General features: G+C 70.2%; 20 protein-coding genes. 1 reads left to right on the top strand and 19 read right to left on the bottom strand.

All coding sequences use genetic code 11. The features are described from left to right. Position 1 precedes the first annotated feature (1 nt). From pgk to uvrC, 6 genes are all read right to left on the bottom strand, one after another. Positions 2 to 1,213: a phosphoglycerate kinase gene (gene pgk / locus HQ306_RS10940; protein ID WP_222631055.1), complete on the bottom strand. Its 1,212-nt coding sequence runs from the start codon at positions 1,211 to 1,213 to the stop codon at positions 2 to 4. 4 nt (positions 1,214 to 1,217) lie between these two features. Next, positions 1,218 to 2,237 carry a type I glyceraldehyde-3-phosphate dehydrogenase gene (gap, locus tag HQ306_RS10935; RefSeq protein WP_027505278.1) on the bottom strand — a complete coding sequence of 340 codons (1,020 nt, stop codon included), beginning with the start codon at positions 2,235 to 2,237 and terminating at the stop codon, positions 1,218 to 1,220. Between the two features lie 175 nt (positions 2,238 to 2,412). Next, positions 2,413 to 3,390, bottom strand: a complete 978-nt coding sequence (gene whiA / locus HQ306_RS10930) for a DNA-binding protein WhiA (protein ID WP_197027771.1) — start codon at positions 3,388 to 3,390, stop codon at positions 2,413 to 2,415. After that, the gene (yvcK, locus tag HQ306_RS10925) at positions 3,387 to 4,418 is read right to left on the bottom strand and encodes a uridine diphosphate-N-acetylglucosamine-binding protein YvcK (RefSeq protein WP_051613223.1); all 1,032 of its coding nucleotides are present in this window, start codon (positions 4,416 to 4,418) and stop codon (positions 3,387 to 3,389) included. Before yvcK ends, whiA begins: the two co-directional genes overlap by 4 nt. Further along, positions 4,415 to 5,332, bottom strand: coding sequence for an RNase adapter RapZ (rapZ, locus tag HQ306_RS10920; protein ID WP_051613222.1), 918 nt, complete (start codon positions 5,330 to 5,332; stop codon positions 4,415 to 4,417). Before rapZ ends, yvcK begins: the two co-directional genes overlap by 4 nt. Next, positions 5,329 to 7,542 carry an excinuclease ABC subunit UvrC gene (uvrC, locus tag HQ306_RS10915; protein WP_051613221.1) on the bottom strand — a complete coding sequence of 738 codons (2,214 nt, stop codon included), beginning with the start codon at positions 7,540 to 7,542 and terminating at the stop codon, positions 5,329 to 5,331. The genes rapZ and uvrC overlap by 4 nt, the downstream gene beginning before the upstream one ends. An 83-nt stretch (positions 7,543 to 7,625) precedes the next feature. Here uvrC and HQ306_RS10910 point away from each other — a divergent pair, with 83 nt between their 5' ends. Beyond that, on the top strand, positions 7,626 to 9,584 hold the full coding sequence (locus HQ306_RS10910) for a gamma-glutamyltransferase family protein (protein WP_308115427.1): 1,959 nt from the start codon (positions 7,626 to 7,628) through the stop codon (positions 9,582 to 9,584). A 6-nt stretch (positions 9,585 to 9,590) separates the two neighbouring features. Here the strand turns inward: HQ306_RS10910 and HQ306_RS10905 are convergent, their stop codons facing one another. The 13 genes from HQ306_RS10905 to rpoZ all read right to left on the bottom strand — a co-directional run bounded on the left by HQ306_RS10905 (position 9,591) and on the right by rpoZ (position 22,515). Beyond that, the gene (locus HQ306_RS10905) at positions 9,591 to 10,049 is read right to left on the bottom strand and encodes a PH domain-containing protein (protein ID WP_027505273.1); all 459 of its coding nucleotides are present in this window, start codon (positions 10,047 to 10,049) and stop codon (positions 9,591 to 9,593) included. Further along, positions 10,046 to 10,531 carry a 6,7-dimethyl-8-ribityllumazine synthase gene (ribH, locus tag HQ306_RS10900; RefSeq protein ID WP_027505272.1) on the bottom strand — a complete coding sequence of 162 codons (486 nt, stop codon included), beginning with the start codon at positions 10,529 to 10,531 and terminating at the stop codon, positions 10,046 to 10,048. The genes HQ306_RS10905 and ribH overlap by 4 nt, the downstream gene beginning before the upstream one ends. Continuing rightward, positions 10,531 to 11,802 (bottom strand): bifunctional 3,4-dihydroxy-2-butanone-4-phosphate synthase/GTP cyclohydrolase II, encoded by a 1,272-nt coding sequence (locus tag HQ306_RS10895; protein ID WP_051613220.1) that lies wholly within the window; start codon positions 11,800 to 11,802, stop codon positions 10,531 to 10,533. The genes ribH and HQ306_RS10895 overlap by 1 nt, the downstream gene beginning before the upstream one ends. An 86-nt stretch (positions 11,803 to 11,888) precedes the next feature. Further along, the gene (locus HQ306_RS10890) at positions 11,889 to 12,491 is read right to left on the bottom strand and encodes a riboflavin synthase (protein ID WP_027505271.1); all 603 of its coding nucleotides are present in this window, start codon (positions 12,489 to 12,491) and stop codon (positions 11,889 to 11,891) included. 47 nt (positions 12,492 to 12,538) lie between these two features. After that, positions 12,539 to 13,537, bottom strand: coding sequence for a bifunctional diaminohydroxyphosphoribosylaminopyrimidine deaminase/5-amino-6-(5-phosphoribosylamino)uracil reductase RibD (gene ribD / locus HQ306_RS10885; protein WP_222631526.1), 999 nt, complete (start codon positions 13,535 to 13,537; stop codon positions 12,539 to 12,541). A 29-nt stretch (positions 13,538 to 13,566) separates the two neighbouring features. Further along, complete coding sequence (gene rpe / locus HQ306_RS10880) at positions 13,567 to 14,235, bottom strand: ribulose-phosphate 3-epimerase (protein WP_056444707.1); 669 nt, start codon at positions 14,233 to 14,235, stop codon at positions 13,567 to 13,569. Positions 14,236 to 14,265: 30 nt separating this feature from the next. Then, positions 14,266 to 14,991: an SGNH/GDSL hydrolase family protein gene (locus HQ306_RS10875; protein WP_162246764.1), complete on the bottom strand. Its 726-nt coding sequence runs from the start codon at positions 14,989 to 14,991 to the stop codon at positions 14,266 to 14,268. A 46-nt stretch (positions 14,992 to 15,037) separates the two neighbouring features. Beyond that, positions 15,038 to 16,579, bottom strand: coding sequence for an RsmB/NOP family class I SAM-dependent RNA methyltransferase (locus HQ306_RS10870; protein WP_222631053.1), 1,542 nt, complete (start codon positions 16,577 to 16,579; stop codon positions 15,038 to 15,040). After that, positions 16,576 to 17,499 (bottom strand): methionyl-tRNA formyltransferase, encoded by a 924-nt coding sequence (gene fmt / locus HQ306_RS10865; protein WP_056445208.1) that lies wholly within the window; start codon positions 17,497 to 17,499, stop codon positions 16,576 to 16,578. The genes HQ306_RS10870 and fmt overlap by 4 nt, the downstream gene beginning before the upstream one ends. A gap of 5 nt (positions 17,500 to 17,504) precedes the next feature. Then, positions 17,505 to 19,472, bottom strand: a complete 1,968-nt coding sequence (locus HQ306_RS10860; RefSeq protein ID WP_222631524.1) for a primosomal protein N' — start codon at positions 19,470 to 19,472, stop codon at positions 17,505 to 17,507. Positions 19,473 to 19,582: 110 nt separating this feature from the next. After that, complete coding sequence (metK, locus tag HQ306_RS10855; protein WP_027505264.1) at positions 19,583 to 20,797, bottom strand: methionine adenosyltransferase; 1,215 nt, start codon at positions 20,795 to 20,797, stop codon at positions 19,583 to 19,585. Positions 20,798 to 20,902: 105 nt separating this feature from the next. Next, positions 20,903 to 22,213, bottom strand: a complete 1,311-nt coding sequence (gene coaBC, locus HQ306_RS10850) for a bifunctional phosphopantothenoylcysteine decarboxylase/phosphopantothenate--cysteine ligase CoaBC (RefSeq protein WP_056444715.1) — start codon at positions 22,211 to 22,213, stop codon at positions 20,903 to 20,905. Further along, on the bottom strand, positions 22,210 to 22,515 hold the full coding sequence (gene rpoZ / locus HQ306_RS10845) for a DNA-directed RNA polymerase subunit omega (protein ID WP_027505263.1): 306 nt from the start codon (positions 22,513 to 22,515) through the stop codon (positions 22,210 to 22,212). Before rpoZ ends, coaBC begins: the two co-directional genes overlap by 4 nt. Positions 22,516 to 22,540 lie beyond the last annotated feature (25 nt).

Genomic DNA, 22,540 nt, shown 5'->3' with positions numbered 1-22,540 from the left:
TTCAGCCCTCCAGGACCGACAGGCCGGGGAGATGCTTGCCCTCGAGGTACTCGAGGGAGGCACCGCCACCGGTGGAGATGTGCGAGAAACCGGCGTCCGGGAGACCCAGCGTGCGCACGGCCGCGGCGGAGTCGCCACCGCCCACGACACTGAACGCGCCCTTCGTGGTCGCCGCGATGATCGCCCGAGCGATACCTTCGGTGCCCTTCGAGAACTTCTCGAACTCGAAGACTCCGGCGGGACCGTTCCAGAAGATGGTCTTGGCGTTGCTCAGCACCGCCTCGAACCGATCCACCGAGTCGGGTCCCACGTCCAGACCCATCCAGCCGTCGGGGATCTCCGACGCCTTCACCGTCTTCGACTCCGCGTCGGCGGAGAAGCTGTCGGCGACGACGACGTCCGTCGGAAGGTGGATGACGTCACCGAATCGCTCGAGCAGGTCCTTGCACGTCTCGATGCGATCTTCCTGCAGCAGCGACGTGCCCACGGAATACCCTTGCGCCGCAAGGAAGGTGAAAGCCATGCCGCCGCCGATGACCAACGTGTCGACCTTCGGCGCCAGCGCCTCGATGACACCGATCTTGTCGGACACCTTGGAGCCGCCGAGCACTACGGCGTAGGGACGCTCGGGGGTCTCGGTCAGCTTCGTCAGGACGTCGACCTCGGTCGCGACCAGCGTGCCCGCGTAGTGCGGGAGCAGCGTCGCGACGTCGTAGACCGACGCCTGCTTGCGGTGCACGACACCGAAGCCGTCGGACACGAACGCGGCGTCGTCGCCGGCCAGCGTGGCCAGTTCCTTCGCCAGCGCCAGCCGCTCGGCGTCGTCCTTGCTGGTCTCGCGCGGATCGAAGCGGATGTTCTCGAGCAGGAGAACGTCTCCGTCGGTCAGACCCTCGGCGCGAGCCTCGGCGTCCTGACCGACGACGTCACCGGCGAGCTGGACGTGGCGACCCAGCAGTTCGCCGAGCTTCGCCGCGACCGGAGCCAACGAGAACGCGGCGTCCGGCTTGCCCTCCGGCCGGCCGAGGTGCGCGGTCACGATGAGCTTGGCACCCGCCTCGAGCAGCGTCTTCAGCGTCGGGAGCGACGCCTCGATACGGCCGGCGTCCGTGATCTGCCCGTCGTCGAGCGGAACGTTGAAATCGGCACGGACGAGGACGCCGCGTCCGTCGACGCCCTCGTCGATGAGATCCTGCAGTGTCTTGACGGCCATCGGGTCAGAGCGACTTTCCGACGAGTCCGATGAGGTCGACGAGACGGTTCGAGTAGCCCCACTCGTTGTCGTACCAGGAGACGATCTTGACCTGGTCCTCGATGACCTTGGTCAGGCCCGAGTCGAAGATCGACGACGCCGGGTCGGTGACGATGTCGGAGGAGACGATCGGTGCGTCGGTGTACTTCAGGATGCCCTTCAGCGGGCCCTCGGCCGCAGCCTTCATGGCCGCGTTGATCTCCTCGACCGAGGCGGTCTTGCGCACCTGGGCGGTGAGGTCAGTGACCGAACCCGTGGGGATCGGGACGCGCAGCGCGTAGCCGTCGAGCTTGCCGAGCAGCTGCGGGAGCACCAGGCCGATGGCCTTCGCGGCGCCGGTGCCCGTGGGTACGACGTTGAGCGCGGCGGCGCGGGCGCGACGCAGGTCCGAGTGCGGACCGTCCTGCAGGTTCTGATCCTGCGTGTAGGCGTGGATCGTGGTCATGAGGCCCTTGACGATGCCGAACTCGTCGTCGAGCACCTTGGCGATGGGGCCGAGGCAGTTGGTGGTGCACGAGGCGTTCGAGATGATGTTCTGGCTGCCGTCGTACTTGTCGTCGTTGACGCCCATGACGATGGTGATGTCCTCGCCCTTGGCCGGCGCGGAGATGATGACCTTCTTGGCACCGGCGTCGATGTGGCCCTGAGCCTTCGACGCGTCGGTGAAGATGCCGGTGGACTCGACGACGACGTCGACGCCCAGGTCTCCCCACGGCAGGGCGGAGGGACCCTCGCGCAGCGAGAGAGCCTTGATCTTGCGGTCGCCGACGACGATGGTGTCGTCGCCCTCGAGCGAGACGTCGTGCGGGAGGCGGCCGAGGATGGAGTCGTACTTGAGCAGGTGAGCGAGAGTTGCGTTGTCGGTGAGGTCGTTCACCGCAACGATCTCGATGTCGGTGGTGCCGAGCGCCTTCTGCGCATCGACCGCCCGGAAGAAGTTACGTCCGATACGACCGAAGCCGTTCACGCCAACCCGAACCGTCACTGTTCGCTCCTTTGTGTTGAAACTCGTGTTCCTCGTCGATGCACGGGTCGTGCATCGGTTTCCTCCACCGCACGTGATGGTGCGGACGTGTCCGTCACGGGCGACCGAGCCGCTCCGTGACCTGTGATCACCCTAATGGTTCGGGGTGGTGCAGTTCTCGGTCAGGCACCCGCGCTCATGCCTCGTCGAGCAGGTCGGCCGTGACGGCCGACTCCGTGTCCGGGATGCCCGAGTCCTTCGCCTTGCGGTCGGCCATGGACAGCAGTCGGCGGATCCGGCCCGCCACCGCGTCCTTCGTCATGGGCGGATCGGCGAGCTGCCCGAGCTCCTCGAGCGACGCCTGGCGGTGCTGCACGCGCAGGTGACCCGCCGCGGCGAGATGGTCCGGGACGTCCTCGCCGAGAATCGCGAGCGCCCTCTCGACCCGCGCCGCGGCCGCGACGGCCGCCCGCGCGGAGCGTCGCAGGTTGGCGTCGTCGAAGTTCGCGAGACGGTTCGCCGTGGCCCGCACCTCCCGGCGCATCCGGCGCTCCTCCCACGTCAGTCGAGTGTCCTGGGCGCCCATCCTCGTGAGGAGGACACCGATGGCCTCGCCGTCGCGTACGACCACGCGATCGGCGCCGCGCACCTCTCGGGCCTTGGCCGCCACACCGAGCCTGCGGGCGGCGCCGACCAGCGCGAGTGCTGCCTCGGGTCCGGGGCAGCTGACCTCGAGCGCGGACGATCGACCGGGTTCGGTGAGCGAGCCGTGCGCGAGGAACGCACCGCGCCACGCCGCCTCGGAATCGGCGACGGTGCCGCCCACCACCTGGGCGGGAAGTCCGCGCACCGGCCGACCACGCATGTCGAGGAGCCCGGTCTGGCGCGCCAGGGCCTCGCCGTCCTTGGCCACCCGGACGATGTAGCGGGTCGACTTGCGCAGCCCGCCCGCGCCGATGGAGTGCACGTCCGCGTTGTAGCCGAACAGATCGAACACCTCGCGCTTGAGCCGCCGGGCGATGGACAGCTGGTCCACCTCCGCCTCGACGACGACGCGACCGGCCACGATGTGCAGCCCCCCGGCGAAGCGCAGCAACGCGGCGACCTCCGCCTTGCGGCAGCTGACCGCCGTGATGGTGAGGCGGCTCAGTTCGTCCTTGACATCGGCTGTCATGGCCACGACGTCGATCCCTTCCTGCTGTCGGTGCTGCTGTCGAGGTCGGCCCGGTCGGCGCCCTCGAGAACAGCGGCGAACACGGCCGCGAGCTTGCTCGGGTCGTGTGCGTGTGGTGTCGCCCCCGCGACGTCGGCGTGGATCACGTCGGCGCCGAACACCGCGGCGGCCCGCGCGAGGTGATCACGCTCGGACCCCGGCGGCACCGACGTCGAGTCGACCACCACGTGATGCACCCGAAAACCCGGCGCGTGTTGGGACAGTACGTGGAGATGACGCTCCGCCGAGAATCCCGTGGTCTCCCCCGGCTCCGGCCCGAGATTGAGCACCAGCACCTTGCGGGCCTCGGTGGCGCGCAGCGCCGAGGCGAGCTCGGGCACGAGGACGTGCGGCAACACACTGGAGAACCACGACCCGGGTCCGAGAACGACCAGATCGGCGGCGCCCACAGCGGTGACGGCCTGCTCGGTGGCCGGCGGATCCGACGGGCGCAGTCGGACGCGCCGCACCTTGCCGGGAGTGGTGGCGACGGCGACCTGCCCACGGATGACGCGGCTCACGCGCGGGTCGGACTCGAGTCCCGACACGTCCGCCTCGATGTCCAGGGCGATGGGCGACATCGGCAGCACCCGCCCGTCGACACCGAGCAGCCGCGCGGCCTCGTCGAGTGCGGCGACCGGGTCACCGAGCACCTCGGACAGTCCGGCGAGCAGAAGATTGCCCACCGAGTGCCCGGCGAGCGCGCCGCTGCCGCCGAAGCGGTGCTGCAGGATGTCGGCCCAGAGCCTGCCCTGCGGAGAGTCTGCGGCCAACGCTGCGAGCGCCATGCGCAGATCGCCGGGCGGAATCATGCCGAGCTCGGCGCGTAATCGGCCGGACGACCCGCCGTCGTCGGCCACGGTGACCACCGCCGTCACCCGCGTGGAGAGCGACCGTACGGCGGACAGGGTCGCGTAGAGGCCGTGTCCGCCGCCGAGCGCGACGATGTGCGGAGCGTCGTCGTCGCCGCGTCCGCCGTCCGCGCTCACTCTCGACCCAGGTCGCGGTGCACGACGCGGACACTGGTGTCGGCATCGGCACGCAGCCGTTCGGCGAGCGCCTCGGTCATGGCGACGCTGCGATGCTTGCCGCCGGTGCAGCCGACGGCGACGGTCATGTACCGCTTGCCCTCGCGCCGGTAGCCGGCGAGCGTCATCGTCAGCAGGCGGTGATACAGCTCGAGGTACTCCTCCGCGTCCGGCTGCCCCAGCACGTAGTCCCGCACGCCGGCGTCCTTGCCGGTGAGCGGGCGCAGCTCGGGGATCCAGTGCGGGTTCGGGAGGAAACGCATGTCACACAGCACGTCTGCGTCGAGCGGTACCCCGTACTTGAAGCCGAAGGACTCGACGGTGACGGCCACGGTGCCCACCACGTCGTCGCCGAACGCCGCGGCGACACGATCGCGCAGACCGTGCACGGAGAGCGAGCTCGTGTCGATGACGATGTCCGCGGCCTCCTTGACGGTGGCCAACCGGGCCCGCTCGTCCGAGATGCCTTCCGTGAGCGTGCCGTCCACACCGTAGTTCTGCAGCGGGTGGCTGCGGCGCACCGATTCGAATCGCCGGATCAGCACGTCGTCGGACGCGTCCAGGAACAGCACGCGCGGGCGCACCCCGTCCGCTGCCAGGTCGGCGAGCAGGGTGCCGACGTCGCCGTTGAACAATCGGCTGCGCACGTCGACCACCAGGGCGAGCCGCTCGATGCCGGGGTCCGAGGTGCGACCGATCTCGATCATGCGAGTGATCAGCTCGGGCGGCATGTTGTCGGCGACGTACCAGCCCAGGTCCTCGAGGACCTTCGCCGCCGTGCCGAGCCCGGCACCGGACAGCCCTGTGACCAGAGCGACGTCGATGTCGGAGTGCGGTCGAACGGGGTCACCCACCTGCTCTCGCTGCACGTTCACTCGTCCCGGTGTCCTGTTCCTCGATGCGCGGCCACCGACAGCGGCTCACCGGACGGTGCCGGCAGCTCGTCACGGTCGCTGCCGTCGGTGCGTTCATCATGTCGTACCGGGGCGCTGTCCGCTTCGTTGTCGGGGACCGCGGTCGGTTCCGACGCGGCCGCGGCAGCCGACGCGTCCTGGTCCTGTGGAACTCCCAGTGCCTCGAGGACGGCGCGTGCCGTCGTCTCGCCGATACCCGGCACCTTCACGATCTCGGACACCTCGGCCTGCTTGAGCTTGGCCACCGAGCCGAAGTGCGTCACCAACGCCGTGCGACGCGCCTCACCGAGCCCGCGCACCGAGTCCAGCGCGGACGCCGTCATGCGCTTGGACCGCTTGCTGCGGTGGAACGTGATGGCGAAGCGGTGCGCCTCGTCGCGAACCCGCTGGAGGAGGTACAGCGACTCGCTGGTGCGCGGCAGGATCACGGGGTCGCTCTCCCCCGGCACCCACACCTCCTCGAGCCGTTTCGCGAGACCCACCACCGCGACGTCGGTGACACCCAGCTCGTCGAGCACCTCGGCCGCCGCGGCCACCTGCGGTGCGCCGCCGTCGACGACGAAGAGGTTCGGCGGATAGGCGAAGCGGCGGGGCCGACCCGTCTGCGGGTCGAGGGAGGCCTCGGGAGCCAGATCGCCGCCGGAGTCCTTGCCATGACGCAGGAACCGTCGCCGTGTGACCTCGGCGATGCTCGCGACGTCGTCCGAGTGACCGTCTCCCGCAGCCTCCTTGATGGAGTAGTGGCGGTAGTCGCTCTTGCGCGGCAACCCGTCCTCGAACACCACCAGCGACGCGACCACGTCGGTGCCCTGGACGTGCGAGATGTCGATGCACTCGATGCGCAACGGTGCACTGTCGAGGTCGAGCGCTTCCTGGATGCCCTGCAACGCTGCGGAGCGCGACGTGAAGTCGCCCGCACGCTTCATCTTGTGCTGCTGGAGCGCTTCGACGGCGTTGCGATACACCGTCTTGGCGAGCTCCTTCTTGTCGCCGCGACGAGGCACCCGTAGCTGCACCGCGGACCCGCGCAGCGAACTGAGCCACGCCTGCACCTCGTCGGCGTTCGGCGGCAGCACCGGAACGAGCACCTCGCGGGGTACGGCGTTGGCAGCGGCGTCCTCGGTGGACGACGAGAGCGAGGCCTGCTCGCCGTAGAACTGGGTGAGGAACTGCTCGACGAGAGCCGGCAGATCGGACGCCGCCTCCGCGTCCACCGGAGCGTCCTGCGCCTCGGTACGGTCGTCGGCCCCGGCGGACGTCGCCTCGGCCGCGACCGCGGCGTCGATCACCTCGCCTGCCTTCTCCACGACCCACCCGCGCTGGCCGCGCACGCGACCGCCGCGGACGTGGAACACCTGGACCGCCGCTTCGAGGTCGTCGCTCGCGAAGGCGACGAGGTCCGCGTCGGTGCCGTCGCCGAGCACCACGGCCTGCTTCTCGAGCGCGCGCCGCAGTGCCCCCACATCGTCACGCAGCCGGGCCGCCGTCTCGAAGTCCAGGTCCTCCGACGCCTTCTGCATCCGGTTCTCGAGCTCGCGGACGAGCTTGTCGGTCTTGCCGGACAGGAAGTCGCAGAAGTTCTCGACGGTCGCACGGTGTTCGGCCGCCGACACGCGTCCGACGCACGGCGCCGAGCACTTGTCGATGTACCCGAGCAGACAGGGCCGACCGATCTGGTTGTGCCGCTTGAACACTCCAGCGGAGCACGTCCGCGCAGGGAACACCCGCAACAGCAGGTCCAACGTCTCTCGAATCGCCCACGCGTGCGCGTACGGGCCGAAGTAGCGCACACCCTTGCGCCGGGGCCCGCGGTAGACGAACAACCGCGGGTACTCCTCGTTGAGCGTGACCGCGAGCATCGGATAGCTCTTGTCGTCCCGGTACCGGACGTTGAATCGAGGATCGAACTCCTTGATCCAGTTGTACTCGAGTTGGAGCGCCTCCACCTCGGTGGTGACGACGGTCCATTCGACGCTGGCAGCTGTGGTGACCATCTGACGAGTGCGCGGATGCAGGCCGGCGATGTCGGCGAAGTAGGAATTGAGACGGCTGCGCAGGCTCTTCGCCTTGCCGACGTAGATGACGCGGCCGTGCGGATCACGAAATTTGTAGACCCCTGGCTCGACCGGAATGGTTCCGGTGGCCGGGCGGTACGTAGCGGGGTCGGACACAGCTCCACGGTAGTCGTCGTGACCGACAGTCGAAATCCGCCGTTCGGGCTGCGAACCACGCGAGGACGCGGTGTCATGGATCGGTGACTTCCCGCCGATCACTGACTCGTCCTCTCGCCCTCGCGGCCGTCGTTGCCCTCACCGCCGTGTCCTGCTCCTCGGGCAGCGGTGGCGACGCTTCCGGCTCGACCCCCTCGTGCGTCGCGGGCGGAGGCGGCACCCCCGTCACCGCGGACGCGGGCACGGGACCGGACGGAGCGCCGGAGGTCGCCACCGGCTACCGCACCGGAATGACCGCGGTGCGCACCGCCACGTACGCGGTGTCGACCGCCAACCCGGTGTCGACGGAGGCGGCGTGCGAGGTGCTGCGCGACGGCGGGACCGCGGCCGACGCGCTGGTCGCGGCGCAGACGGTGCTCGGACTGGTCGAGCCGCAGAGCTCCGGTATCGGCGGCGGCGCCTTCCTCCTCTACTACGACGCCGAGTCGAGGACTCTGCGTGCCTACGACGGCCGTGAGACGGCTCCCGCCTCTGCCACCGCGAATTATCTGCGCTTCGTGGACGACACGGCTGCCCCCGGTGCGCCCGCCGATCTGTCCGTGCCGAAGCCCGATGCCCGATCGAGCGGCCGCGCGATCGGCGTTCCCGGCGTCGTGCGCATGCTGGACGACGTCCACCGCGATCACGGGAGCAAGGAGTGGCGGTCACTGTTCGATCCGGCCATCGCGCTGTCCGACGACGGCTTCGAGATCAGTCCGCGGATGGCGTCGTCCATCGCGGACTCGGCGCCGAAACTCGCTTTGGACCCCGCCTCGCGTGACTACTTCCTCGAGCCGGACGGCAGCCCGAAGGCGGCGGGGACGACGCTGACCAACCCCGCGATGGCCAAGACGCTCGGCGCGATCGCCACCGAGGGGGCCGACGCGTTCTACACCGGTGCGCTGGCGCAGTCCATCGTCGACGCGACGGCGGACACGACGGGCGGGCGCACCCCCGGCCGGCTGACACTCGACGACCTCGCCGGATACGAGGCGAAGGAGCGGGACGCGGTGTGCGTGCCGTACCGCGACACGGACGTGTGCGGCATGCCGGGCCCGTCGTCGGGCGGTATCGCGGTCGCGTCCACGATGGGCATCCTGTCCCACTTCGACATGGCGCAGTACGCACCCGCCTCCCCCGATGCCGACGGCGGAGTCCCCGACGCGGAGGGCGTCCATCTCATCGCCGAGGCGGAGCGCCTCGCGTACGCCGACCGCGACAAGTACGTCGCCGATCCCGACTACATCCCCCTGCCCGGTGGCAGCCCCGCCGAGTTGCTCGATCCGGACTACCTCGAGCAGCGCGCCCGCATGATCGATCCCGCCCGCAGCATGGGCACGGCTCAACCGGGCGACTTCGGTCCGATACCCCTGAGCAGCTACGCCGGACCGGAGGCAGGGACCAGTCACCTCAGCATCGTGGACAGCGCGGGGAACGTCGCGTCGATGACCACCACGGTGGAGTCGGCGTTCGGCTCCTTCCACATGACGGAGGGCTTCATCCTCAACAACCAGCTGACCGACTTCTCGGCCGCACCCGAGGGGCCCGACGGGGTACCCGTGGCCAACCGCGTGGAGCCCGGCAAGCGTCCCCGCAGTTCCATGGCGCCGACGATCGTGTTCGACCGCGGGGACGACGGTGCGCGGGGTGACGTGCGGCTGGTGACCGGATCACCCGGCGGTTCGGTCATCATCCAGTTCGTCGTGAAGAACCTCGTCGGCATGCTCGACTGGGGTCTCGATCCGCAGCAGGCCGTGTCCGCCGTCAACGTGGGTGCGGCCAACGCGCCGACGACGAACGTCGGCGGCGAGCATCCGAACATCGACGCGCAGAACGACGGTGCCGCGGATCCGCTGGTCTCGAATCTGCGGGCGATGGGCCACCAGGTGTCGGTGGCCGATCAGTCCAGCGGCTCGAGCGCCCTGGTCCGATCTGACGACGGCTGGATCGGCGGTGCCGATCCCCGGCGCGAGGGTGTCGTCATGGGAGACGGGATCGAGTGACCTCGATCAGCTGGCTGCGGCGTACTTCTGCTCGAGAGAGCGGAACGTACGCGCGGCGTGCACCGCGTACTCGCGATCGTTGGACTGGATCGCCATGACCGGCACGTACTCGTCGTCCGGCAGTTCCACGCGAGCCCAGCTCGATCCGGGCGAGAAGGACAAGCCGCGCACGAGGTCCCAGGGAATCAGTTTCTCGGTGACGAGGTTGCGCACCAGCACGCCCTGCGCACCGACCTTGATCCGCGGACGAGTCAGCAACAGCACGCCCGCCGCCATGCCACACCCGATGGCGATCATGGCGAACTGGTCCACGCGCTGGAAGAACACGCCGGTGTTGCCGGTCCGCAGCAGAATCCCCAGGGTGGTGTGCACGATGACGAGGAGAGCGGCGACACCGACGGCGTACTTCGCGCTCTTGCGCGGCCGCGCCTCGAGTTCCCACTGCTGACTCGCTGTGTCGGTCACGACGGACTCCCGTGACGCAGGCCCTTCAGCGTCAGCGCCGTGTCGACGGCCGCCGCGACGGCCTGCGCACCCTTGTCCTCCTTGGACCCGGGAAGACCTGCGCGATCGAGTGCCTGCTGCTCGTCGTTCACGGTGAGTACTCCGTTGGTGACCGGGGTGGACTCGTCCAGCGACACTCGGGTCAGCCCGGCGGTCACGGCGTCGCACACGTACTCGAAGTGCGGTGTCCCGCCCCGGATCACGACGCCCAGAGCGACCACCGCGTCGTGGGTGCGGGCGAGCTGCTGTGCGACCACGGGGATCTCGATGGCTCCGGCGACACGCACGAGAGTCACGTTCCGTAGTCCCACCTCGTCGGCCTTGCGGAGTGCGCCGTCCACGAGTGCCGTGCTGACCTTCTCGTGCCACTGGCCCGCGACGATCGCGACCTCGAGGTCCTCGGCGCCCGAGAGCTGCAGTACCGGTTCGCCCTCGCCGCTCATCAGAGGCCGCCCGCATCGGGGGTGACCACTGGCGTCTCGAAATCGTCCAGCCCGACGAGGTCGTGGCCCATCCGGTCACGCTTGGTACGCAGGTAGGTGAGGTTCTCGGCGTTGGCACGCAGCGGCATCGGCACCCGCTCGGTGATGTGCAGGCCGTAGCCGTCGAGGCCGACCCGCTTCGCCGGGTTGTTGGTCAGCAGACGCATCGACGAGATGCCCAGGTCGACGAGGATCTGCGCTCCGATGCCGTAGTCCCGCGCGTCGGCGGGCAGGCCGAGCGCGAGGTTGGCGTCGACGGTGTCGGTGCCGGCGTCCTGCAGCTGGTAGGCCTGCAACTTGTGCAGCAGGCCGATGCCACGGCCCTCGTGACCGCGCATGTAGAGCACCACTCCGCGACCCTCCTGCGCCACCATGTCGAGCGCCGCGTCCAGCTGCGGACCGCAGTCGCAGCGCAGCGAGCCGAACACGTCCCCGGTCAGACACTCGGAGTGGACGCGGACCAGCACGTCGCTGCCGTCGCCGTCGGGCCCGGCGATGTCGCCGCGCACCAGCGCCACGTGTTCGACGTCCTCGTAGACGCTCTGGTAGCCCACCGCACGGAACTCGCCGTGCGCCGTCGGGATGCGCGCTTCGGCGATGCGCACCACGTGCTTCTCGTGCTTGCGTCGCCACGCGATCAGGTCGGCGATGGAGATGAGCGCGAGGTCGTGGTCGTCGGCGAAGACACGGAGCTCGTCCGTGCGGGCCATCTCGCCCTCGTCCTTCTGCGACACGATCTCGCAGATGACGCCGGCCGGGCGCAGATCCGCCATCCGGGCGAGGTCGACCGCGGCCTCGGTGTGGCCGGGGCGGCGCAGCACGCCGCCTTCCTTCGCCCGCAACGGGACGACGTGACCGGGACGGGTGAAGTCGTTCGCACCGGTGTCGGGGTCCGCGAGCAGACGCATGGTCGCCGCGCGGTCCGATGCCGAGATGCCCGTACCGATACCGACGCGAGCGTCGACGGTCACGGTGTACGCGGTGCCGTGCTTGTCCTGGTTCGTGGAGTACATGGGAGGCAGTCCGAGGCGATCGCAGTCCTCGCCCGACAGCGGAACGCAGAGGTATCCCGAGGTGTACCGCACCATGAAGGCCACCAGCTCGGGTGTGGCCTTCTCTGCGGCGAAGATGAGATCGCCCTCGTTCTCGCGGTCCTCGTCGTCGACGACGACGACGGCCTTGCCGGCGGCGATGTCGGCGACAGCGCGCTCGATGGTGTCGAACCTGGTCACGCCGTGCGCTCCCCACGTCTGCTGCCCGCAGTGTCGGGCAGATCCTGTGTTCTCAAGACTACGACCCCCGCTGCGGGGGCCGATGTTCAGTCGACCTTCTGCAACCGCTCGACGTACTTGGCGATCACGTCGACCTCGAGGTTGACCTGCGTTCCCGCCTCCGCCTCGCCCAGTGTGGTGAGCGACAGGGTGGTAGGAATCAGGGAGATCTCGAAGTACTGATCGTCCTTCTCGCCGCCCAGTGCGGACACCGTCAGCGACACCCCGTCGACCGTGATGGACCCCTTGTGCACGACGTATCGCGCGATGTCACGGGGCAGCGATATGCGTACCACGGTCCAGTTGTCCGACGGGGTGCGCGAGAGCACCACCCCGGTCCCGTCGACGTGGCCCTGGACGAGATGCCCACCGAGCCGCGACGCGAGCGAGGCGGCACGCTCGAGGTTGACCGGTGACCCCACGGCCAGGGACTGCAGTGACGAACGGTTCAGTGTCTCCTGCATCACGTCGGCCGTGAACGCGCCGTCCGCGACCTCGACGACGGTGAGGCACACACCGTTCACGGCGATCGAATCCCCGTGCGACGCATCGGAGGTGACCAGCGGGCCACGCACGGTGAAGCGAGCCGCGTCCGCCAGATCCTCCTTGGCGGTGACACTGCCCAGTTCCTCGACGATTCCGGTGAACATGCTCGTCATCCTCTCGGCACCAGCTGGTGCAGTGATCTCTGTTCGGCTCAGTGGTCGGACGACCGTAGCGGAGCGAGTCGGACGAGCAGATCGTCGCCCAGCGTCTCCACCGACTCTCGTCGAAACCTCATCGCATCGGCAATTGTTCCGACACCCGTCCCCCGCACGGCGGTCGGACCCTCGCCCAGCACGACAGGCGCGAGATACGCCGTGACACGGTCGACCAGGCCCGCCGACAGGAACGCTCCGGTGAGCGTCGATCCGCCCTCCAGCACCACGTCGGTCAGATCCGCGAGGGCCTCCATCACCGCGAACGGGTCGCGGGTCCGCACGATGCGGGTGGGGGCGGAGTCGTCGAGGATCCGAGACCCGGCAGGGATGTCGCGCAGCCCGACGACCACGCGCACCGGCTGGTGCGCAGCGAGCGACCCGTCGGGCAGTCGCGCCGTCAACACCGGATCGTCGGCGAGCACGGTCCCGGTACCGACCACCACCGCATCGATCCGCGCGCGCTCGGCGTGGACGTGTGCGCGAGCGATCTCCCCCGTGATCCAGCGGCTGGTGCCGTCCGGCGCCGCGGTGCGGCCGTCGAGCGTGGCGGCGTACTTCCACGTGAGCATCGGGCGCCCGGTGCGCTGCCGATGCAGCCAGGCACGCATCGGCCCGGCCTCGGCGAGATCGGCGAGAACGCCGGACCGTACCTCGACGCCGGCACCGCGCAGAGTCTCCGCGCCGCCTGCCGCCAGCGGGTTCGGATCGCCGAGCGCGTGCACGACGCGGACGACACCCGCGCGCAGCAGCGCCTGCGAGCACGGACCCGTGCGTCCCGTGTGGTCGCACGGCTCCAGCGTCACCACGGCGGTGCCGCCGCGCGCTCGCTCGCCCGCCTGCGCTAGCGCGGCGATCTCCGCGTGGGGGCCGCCCGGTGCCGCGGTGGCGCCGACTCCGACCACCAGCCCGTCCCGGTCCAGGACGACGGCGCCGACGGGAGGATTGGGAGTGCTGACACCGCGCGCCGCGACCGATGCCTCGATCGCCCGCCGCATCGCGGCATCGATCGGGTCGAGGCTCCCGGTCACCGGCCGGACAGGTGGGGCGACGCGCTGGCGGCGGACTCACGCAGCGAACGCACGGCACCCGCGGGGTCACTGGTCGAGTACACCGCCGAGCCCGCGACGAAGCAGTCGATGCCCGCGGCAGCGGCTTGCTCCACGGTGTCGGCGTTGATGCCGCCGTCGATCTCGATCACCAGCGTCAGTTCACCCGAATCGACCAGCCGGCGGACGGCGCGAGCCTTGTCCAGCACCTCCGGCATGAAGCTCTGGCCGCCGAATCCCGGTTCGACGCTCATGATCAACAGCGTGTCGAAGTCCTTCAGGACCTCCAGGTACGGCTCGATCGGGGTACCGGGCTTGACCGACAGCCCGGCCTTAGCGCCCGCCGCCCGGATGTCGCGGGCGACGGCGCGCGGATCGTCGGTGGCCTCGGCGTGGAACGTCACGTTGTACGCGCCGGCCTCGGCGTAGGGCGGCGCCCAGCGGGCGGGGTCCTCGATCATGAGGTGGCAGTCGAGCGGGATGTCGGTCGCCTTCAGCAGGCTCTCCACCACGGGCAGACCCAGGGTGAGATTCGGGACGAAGTGCGCGTCCATCACGTCGACGTGCAGCCAGTCGCTGCCCGCGACGGCCGCGGCCTCGTCGGCGAGCCGCGCGAAATCGGCGGACAGGATGGACGGTGCGATCATCGGGTGCTGCGGAGTCGGGGCCACGGGCGATCAGCCTAGTAGGTCCGGATCCACCTGCATCAGAGCGTCGTCTATGTGGCCGGCGAGGAGGTACTGACCCTCGTCGGTCGGGTGATCACCGTCGTCCTGGATGATCAGCGGGTCGGCCAGCCACTCCTGCGGCAGCGCGTCGACGTAGTCCAGCCCGGCCGACACCGCGGCGGCGGAGACCGCGGCGTCCACGTCCCACATCTCCTCGCTCACCGGCTCCCCGCTCCAGATCGGTCCGATGACGACGATGCGGGCCTCGGGTGAGCGCTCGCGCAGCGACGCGTACAGGTCGGTGGCGTCGGCGAGCACGTCCGCCGGATCCGCGTCGACGTCGTTCTCGCTGCCGACCACGAGGATGACCGTCGGGTTCTCCTCGGTGGCATAGGCGACCTGGTCCGCGAAGGTGCCGAGATAGTCGTCGCCCGCCTCGTAGCCGGCGCCGCCCAGGCTCGCGTTGGTCACCTCGAATCCGTGTTCCTCCGCCAGGACGTCCGGCCAGACCACGTCGTTCATGGAGCCGGCGGAGAACGAGTCGCCGATCACCGACACACGGACCGCGCTCCACTCCGACTCTGCCGCGACCACCCGCTCCGCGTCGGCGGTCCGCGCCGAGGCCGTCCCTGCCGTCACCGACGGGGACAGCGAGCAGCCACCCAGCACCGCGACCGAGGCGAGGGCGGCCACCGCTGCCCCGGCCGTGCGGTGTCGAAGGAGTCGCGGAGTCACGTTCCTGTTGTACCCGCGAGTCGTTGCCGACCGGTAACGAGCGCGGTCAGGAGGCATCCTTGCGCAGCGCGGCGAAGAACATCGCGTCCGTTCCGTGCCGGTGCGGCCACAGCTGCACAGACGTTCCCGAGGCCGCCCGCGGCACGCCGGGCGCGAGCGTCGCGGTGTCGAGCGCGGTCAGACCGTGACGTCGGACCGCATCGGCCACGACGCCGACCGTCTCGGACAGATGCGGCGAACACGTCGAGTAGACGACGACTCCGCCCGGCCGCACCAGCTCCACTGCTGCCGCGAGCAACTCGCGTTGCAACGTCACCAGACCCGCCACGTCGCTCGCCTGACGACGCCACCGCGCCTCGGGTCGACGACGGAGTGCACCCAGACCGGTGCAGGGTGCGTCGACGAGGACGCGGTCGTATCCCGCGTCCAGTCCGCTCGCGCGACCGTCCACCGCGTGCACGGTGACCGGGAGATCCCGCACCGTCTTGCGCACCAGGTCGGCTCGATGCTCGGACGGTTCCACGGCATCGACCGTCGCACCGTCGATCGCCGCGATGGCGCCGAGCAGCGCAGCCTTGCCGCCGGGGCCAGCGCACAGATCCAGCCACCGACCTCCGTCCGGCCCGTCGAGCTCCGCGAGCGTGAGAGCCCGAGCGACCAGCTGACTGCCCTCGTCCTGGACGCCGGCCAGCCCCTCACGCACGGCGTCGAGACGACCCGGATCGCCGCCACTGTCCAGATGCACCGCATAGGGCGACCACGGTCCGGGCTCACCGCCGGTGATCGACGCGAGCTCGTCCGCCGAGATCTCGCCGGGCCGCGCCACCAGGTGCACCAGCGGGCGGGCGTCGTCGGCGGCGAGCGCCTCGTCCAGCTCCGCAGCATCCGCTCCCAACGCGTCGTTGAACGCCTGTGCGATCCAGGCGGGATGTGCGTGCCGGAACGCCGAGTGACCCACCGGATCTCGCTCCGCGTCGGGAGCCAGCAACTCGATCCACTCTGCTTCCGTGCGCTCGGAGACCCGGCGCAACACGGCGTTGACGAACCCTGCCTGCCCCTGCCCGGCCTCGCTGCGCACCAGGTCGACCGACGTCGCCACCGCCGCGTGCGGAGCCACCCGCGTGCGCAGCAACTGGTACGCACCGAGCCGGATGACGTCCAGCAGTCGACCGTCGATGTCCGACACCGGACGCGAGGCCGCGTGCTCGACGACCGCGTCCAGCACCCCCTGCGCGCGGGCCGCGCCGTAGGCCAACTCCGTCGCGAGGGCGGCATCACGCTCGTTCAACCGGCGATCCCGGAGCAGACCCGGAAGCACCAGGTTCGCGTACGCGTCACGTTCCCGCACCGCGCGCAGGACGTCCCGTGCCGCGATCCGTGCGGGGTCCAATCCCGCCTCGGCAGGATTCGGGCGACCCGGCTGCTTCGGACGCGAATTCCCGGACCGACCACCGGCCTTGCTCGAACCCCCGGCCACCGCCGGCCGGCCTCCGGCCTTCCCGCCATCCGGCCGGCCGCCGGCCTTCCCGGCGGCCTTCCCGCCACGCTTACGAGGACCGCCGGACCCCGGTGTCTGCTCACCGCTCATCGTGCAGTCGCTCCGTTCACATCGCGGGCGCCGCGCGCCCAGTCGGTCGCTGCCATCTGCTTCTTGCCGTGCGGCTGCACGAGCCCGAGCGACACGGCCGTCGTCGCGGTACCCACCAGGACCGCCTTCTTCCGTACCTCGACGAGCCCGGGTTCGAGCTCCTCGTCGGTGATCGTCACCGGACCGATCTTGACGCGGACGTCGCCGATCTCGGTCCACGCTCCGGGTGCCGGTGTCACACTCCGGACGTGCCGGTCGATCAGGTGCGCCGGGCGACCGAAGTCGATGCGGGCCGATTCCACGGTCACCTTGGGCGCGTGTGACACGCCGTCGCTCGACTGCGGAACCGCCTGCAGTGCACCGTCGTCGATCCCGTCGAGGGTGGACGCGAGCAACTGGCTCCCGCTGTCCGCGAGCCGGGTCAACAGATCTCCGGCGGTGTCCGTGGGGCGCACCCTCTCGGTCACGACGCCGTACACCGGACCGGTGTCCAGCCCCTGCTCGAGGAGGAACGTCGACGCGCCGGTGACCTCGTCACCCGCGGCGATCGCGGCCTGCACCGGCGCGGCCCCACGCCAGGCCGGCAGCAGGGAGAAGTGCAGATTGATCCAGCCGTGTCGCGGAATGTCGAGCACGGGCTGTGGCAGCAGCGCGCCGTAGGCGACGACGGGACAGCAGTCCGGTTCCAGATCGCGGAGCGCGGCCATCGCCTCGGGGTCGGACGGCTTCGCGGGCTGCAGCACCGGGATGCCGTGCTCGTCGGCCAGCATCGCAACGGGCGATCGCACGACCTTGCGCCCTCGACCGGCCACCGTGTCGGGTCGGGTGAGCACACCGACCACCTCGTGACGGGAGGAGTCGAGCAGTCGCCGCAGCGACGGGAGAGCGGGGTCGGGAGTACCGGCGAAGACGAGGCGCACGCCGTTCACCCTATGCGGAGCGGGTCGACCTGGATTCGCAGCGCCGACGCGGTCTTCTTCGCCCCCACCACGGCCCGTGCCTCACCGAGTGCGCGGGAGAGGGCGGCACCGGACGATCGCGGGACGCGGACCAGCATCCGCTCGACGGGCGCGGACGAGTCGGCGTCGATCTCGCTGCCGAACGGCAGCCGCTCGCCGGGTGGCAGGTCCACGGGTCCCAGCGTGACGGCGTCGTCCGGGAGCCGCGCCGATTCCATCAGGGCGCGCAGCGATTCGGTGGTGCCGTCCACGGCGGCGATGTGCACCGCGGGTGGAAACCCGACCTCGGTGCGTTCGGAGAGTTCGGTGCGCGCGTGTCCGACGGGGTCCCACCGCACCAATGCCTGCACGGTGGGCAGTCCCGAATCCGCGACCACGACCACCTCACCGCCTTCGGCCGACGGGCGCACGAGGGTGGCGGCGGCCATCCAGCGGCGAAGGGTCTGCTCTGCGGCGCGCAGATCCGCTCGACCCAGCAGCGCCCACCCGTCCAGCAGCAGCGCGGCACCGTAGCCGCCGTCCGCGACGGGTTCGGCGCCCACGGTGGACACGACGATGGCCGGGCCGGCCGGCACCGTGTCGAGCACCGAGGTGCCGCCGGACTGTCGCACGGGGACGCCGCTGAACGCCCGGCCCAGCTCCTCGGCGGTCCGTCCTGCGCCGACCACGACGGCGCGCAGCGCTCGTGAACCGCACGTGGGGCACGAGTACGACGGGTCGGCGGTGCCGCACCACTTGCACGTGGGGCTGCCCGCGCCGTCGGCACCGGGCGCGGACGGCAGCGCCAGGGGTCCGTGGCACCGTCGGCACCGGGCGGGCGTCCTGCACTTGGAGCAGGCGAGGGAGGGCACGTACCCGCGCCGCGGGACCTGGACCAGCACGGGGTGCCCGGCGGTGAGCGACGCTCGGGCCGCCGCGAAGGCGATCGCCGGGAGTCGCGCCGCGCGCGCTCCGGGGTCGCGGGCGAGCGCGTGGTCGCTGTCCGCGAGAGCGGTGACCCGTGGAACGCGCCCGCGGACGGTGTCACGGGTGGCCACGAGATCGTGTGCCCACCCCGTCTCGACCAGAGCCTGTGCCTCCGCCGTCCGGGAGAAACCGCCCACCACGGCGGCGCACCCGGCTCGGTGTGCACGCAGCAACGCGACCTCGCGGGCGTGGGGGTACGGCGCACGCGGCTCCGACAACGAGTCGTCGCCGTCGTCCCAGACCACCATCAATCCCGGGTCGTGCACCGGGGCGAAGACGGCGCTGCGCGTGCCGATCACGACACGAGCGCGGCCACGAGCGGCGGCGAGCCACCGTCGGTAGCGTTCGGCGGGACCGAGCCCCGCGGCGAGCGCGACCACCGCGTCGTCGTCGAGAACGGCTCGGCAGGCCGTGTCCACGCGATCGAGATCGCGCTGGTCCGGGACGACGAGAACGGCTCCCCGTCCCGACGACACGGCCACGGCTGCCAGGTCGGCGAGCCGGGCCGCCCAGTCCTCCCCCGGCAACGCCTGCCAGACCGCCCGCGGCGCCCGACCGCCGCCGAGCGCGTCGAGGAACTCGGCGCCGTGCCGGTACGCGGACCACTCGTCCCGGCGAAGGAGGGGGATCGACTGCACACCGGAGGCGAGGGATTCGTTCTCCACCCGCGCGTGGCGGGGTGGGACCGCGAGACGAAGAACGTCCGGACGGGTGCCGGCGTAGCGCGTCGCGACGGCGTCGACGAGACCGAGCAGTTCGGGGCCGAGTACCGGCTCGGCGGAGACCACCTTGTCGAGGAAGCCGAGCTTCCCCGGATGGTCGCTGGTGTCGAAGCGGGCGAGCAGGAACCCGTCGACCAGACGCCCGGCGAAGCGGACGCGGACACGCACACCGGGTTGCGCCACGGCATCCAGTTCGGCGGGGACGACGTAGTCGAAATCGCGATCGAGGTGGGACAACGCGAGCATGGGAAGCACGCGGGCAATGGGCCGGGTGGGGGCCGGTGAGCGCACACCGGATGCGGTGGCACTCACCGACCGACCCCTTTCAGACGATGATCACGAAGTGGAGCGAGACGTCACAGACCTGCGGCGGACCGCAACTTCTCGGCACGGTCGGTGTTCTCCCACGGCAGATCGATGTCCGTGCGGCCGAAGTGGCCGTACGCCGCGGTGGGCGCGTAGATCGGACGCAGCAGGTCCAGATCACGGATGATCGCGCCGGGACGCAGGTCGAACACGTCGGTGATGGCGGACTGGATCTTGAGCGGATCCACGTTCTCGGATCCGAATGTCTCGACGAAGAGACCGACGGGAGCGGCCTTGCCGATGGCGTAGGCGACCTGCACCTCGACTCGTTCTGCGAGGTCTGCGGCCACGACGTTCTTGGCCACCCACCGCATCGCGTACGCAGCGCTGCGGTCGACCTTCGACGGATCCTTGCCCGAGAACGCGCCGCCGCCGTGGCGGGCCCAGCCGCCGTAGGTGTCGACGATGATCTTGCGACCGGTCAGGCCGGCGTCGCCCATCGGCCCGCCGAGGACGAACTTGCCGGTGGGGTTGACGAGCAGGCGTACCGACGAGGTGTCGAGCGAGTCGTGCCCGAGCTCGGCCAGTACGGCCTCGAGGACATGGGTCCGGATGTCCGGGGTCAGCATGTTGTCGAGATCGATGTCGGCCGCGTGCTGGGTGGAGATGACCACGGTGTCGAGGCGAACGGCCTTGTTGCCCTCGTACTCGATGGTGACCTGGGTCTTGCCGTCGGGACGCAGGTACGGCAGCACCTCGGTCTTGCGCACCTCGGTGAGGCGACGCGACAGCCGGTGCGCCAGTGCGATCGGCAGCGGCATGAGCTCGGGCGTGTCCTTGATGGCGTAGCCGAACATCAGGCCCTGGTCGCCCGCACCCTGACGGTCGATCTCGTCGTCGGTCAGACCCTCGACGCGGGACTCGTGCGAGTTGTCGACGCCCTGGGCGATCTCGGGCGACTGCGCGCCGATGGCGACGTTGACCCCACAGGAGTTGCCGTCGAAGCCCTTGGCCGACGAGTCGTAGCCGATCTCGAGTACCTTCTCGCGCACGATGTGCGGGATGTCGGCGTACGCGGTGGTGTTGACCTCACCGGCGACGTGAACCTGCCCGGTGGTCACCAGGGTCTCGACGGCGACGCGTGCGCGCGGATCGTCGGTCAGGAGCGCATCCAGGATGGAGTCGCTGATGGCGTCACAGATCTTGTCGGGATGACCCTCGGTGACGGACTCGCTGGTGAAGAGCCGACTGGCGGACGTGCTCACAGATGTTTCCTCTCGTACACGCATGAATGTGTCGACATGATCGAACCGCTCCCCGAGACGCCAGTCGACGATAGACGGAGCCACCGACGTCTCGAGTACTGCGGGTCACCGCGAGTCGTCGGCGCTCGTACACTCCTGCGACGTCGGTGACGGTTGACGCACGCGCAACAGGGGCACCAACGCATCGATCACACGAGACGACATGAGCGCCTTCGATCCGTGTTCGAGCGCCAGCTCGGTCCCGTCCGCGGACAGGATCCAGCCGTCGTTGTCGTCCATCTCGAATGCTTTACCCTCACCGACCGCATTCACAACCAGGAGGTCGCACTTCTTGCGTGCCAGCTTGGCGCGGGCGTGCGTCAGCACGTCGCCGTGCTGGTCGCCGGTCTCGGCCGCGAAGCCGACGATCGCGGCGTCGGCGGCCAGGTCACCGGCATCGCGTGCCGCGACGAGGCCGGCCAGGATGTCGGCGTTGCGCGTGAGCGGGATGGTGTCCGGCTCGTCGGCACCCTTCTTGATCTTGCTGGTGGCGAGCGTCGTCGGCCGGAAATCGGCGACGGCGGCGGCCATGATCACGGCGTCGGCACCGACGGCGGCGGCCGTGACCGCGGTGCGCATGTCCTCGGCGGTGCGGACCGTCTCGACGCGGACACCGGCAGGAGCGGACAGGTCGCTGGTGTAGCCGGAGATCAGCAGCACGTCGGCACCGCGCTGGGCGGCGACCCGCGCGAGCGCATAACCCTGCTTGCCGGAGCTGCGGTTGCCGAGGAACCGTACCGGGTCCAACGGCTCGCGCGTGCCGCCGGCGGAGACGACGACGCGCCGCCCCTCGAGGTCACGAGGCAGCGCATCGGGTCGCTCGAGCAGCAGCTCGGCGATGCCGGCGATCTCGTCCGGCTCGGGCAGACGGCCCGCTCCGGTGTCCTTGCCGGTGAGCCGACCCGAGGCCGGCTCGATCACCGTGACACCGCGCCGGCGCAACGTCGCGACGTTCTCGACGGTCGCGGGGTGGTCCCACATCTCGGTGTGCATGGCCGGCGCGAACACGATCGGGCACCGCGCGGTGAGCAACGTCGCCGTCAACAGGTCGTCGGCGCGTCCGGCAGCGGCCCGCGACAGCAGGTCGGCCGTGGCCGGGGCGACGACGACGAGATCGGCGTTCTGGCCGAGGCGGACGTGCGGTACCTCCGGCACGTCGGCGAACACTCCGGTGTGCACGGGGTTGCCCGACAACGCCTCGAAGGTCGCCCGGCCGACGAACTGCAGCGCCGACTCGGTGGGGACGACGCGGACGTCGTCACCCGCCTCGGTGAAGTGGCGGATCAGCCCGCACGCCTTGTACGCGGCGATCCCTCCCCCGACACCGACCACGACGTGACGCCGTGTCGTCGTGTCCGAGGGAGACAGGGAACTCACTCGCCTTCGACGTGCTCGAGAAGGTCGGCGTGGATCTCGCGCATGGCGATGGACAGCGGCTTCTCCTGCAGACCCGGTTCGACGAGGGGGCCGACGTACTCGAGGATGCCGTCACCGAGCTGGTTGTAGTAGTCGTTGATCTGACGCGCGCGCTTGGCGGCGTAGATGACCAGCGCGTACTTCGACGACGTCCGGTCCAGCAGCTCGTCGATGGGCGGGTTGGTGATGCCCAGCGGGGTGTCGTACGTCGCCACGTCGATACGGGAGAAGGAATCGGACACGTTCGCCAAGGGACTACTCACAAATGCTCCTGAAGATTCACCGGGG

Origin of the sequence: Rhodococcus sp. BP-160 (assembly GCF_019836205.1) — a bacterium.
GTDB lineage: Bacteria > Actinomycetota > Actinomycetes > Mycobacteriales > Mycobacteriaceae > Rhodococcoides.
The sequence above is the reverse complement of the archived record's forward strand: the minus strand, read 5'-3'. Positions and strand labels throughout refer to the sequence as shown.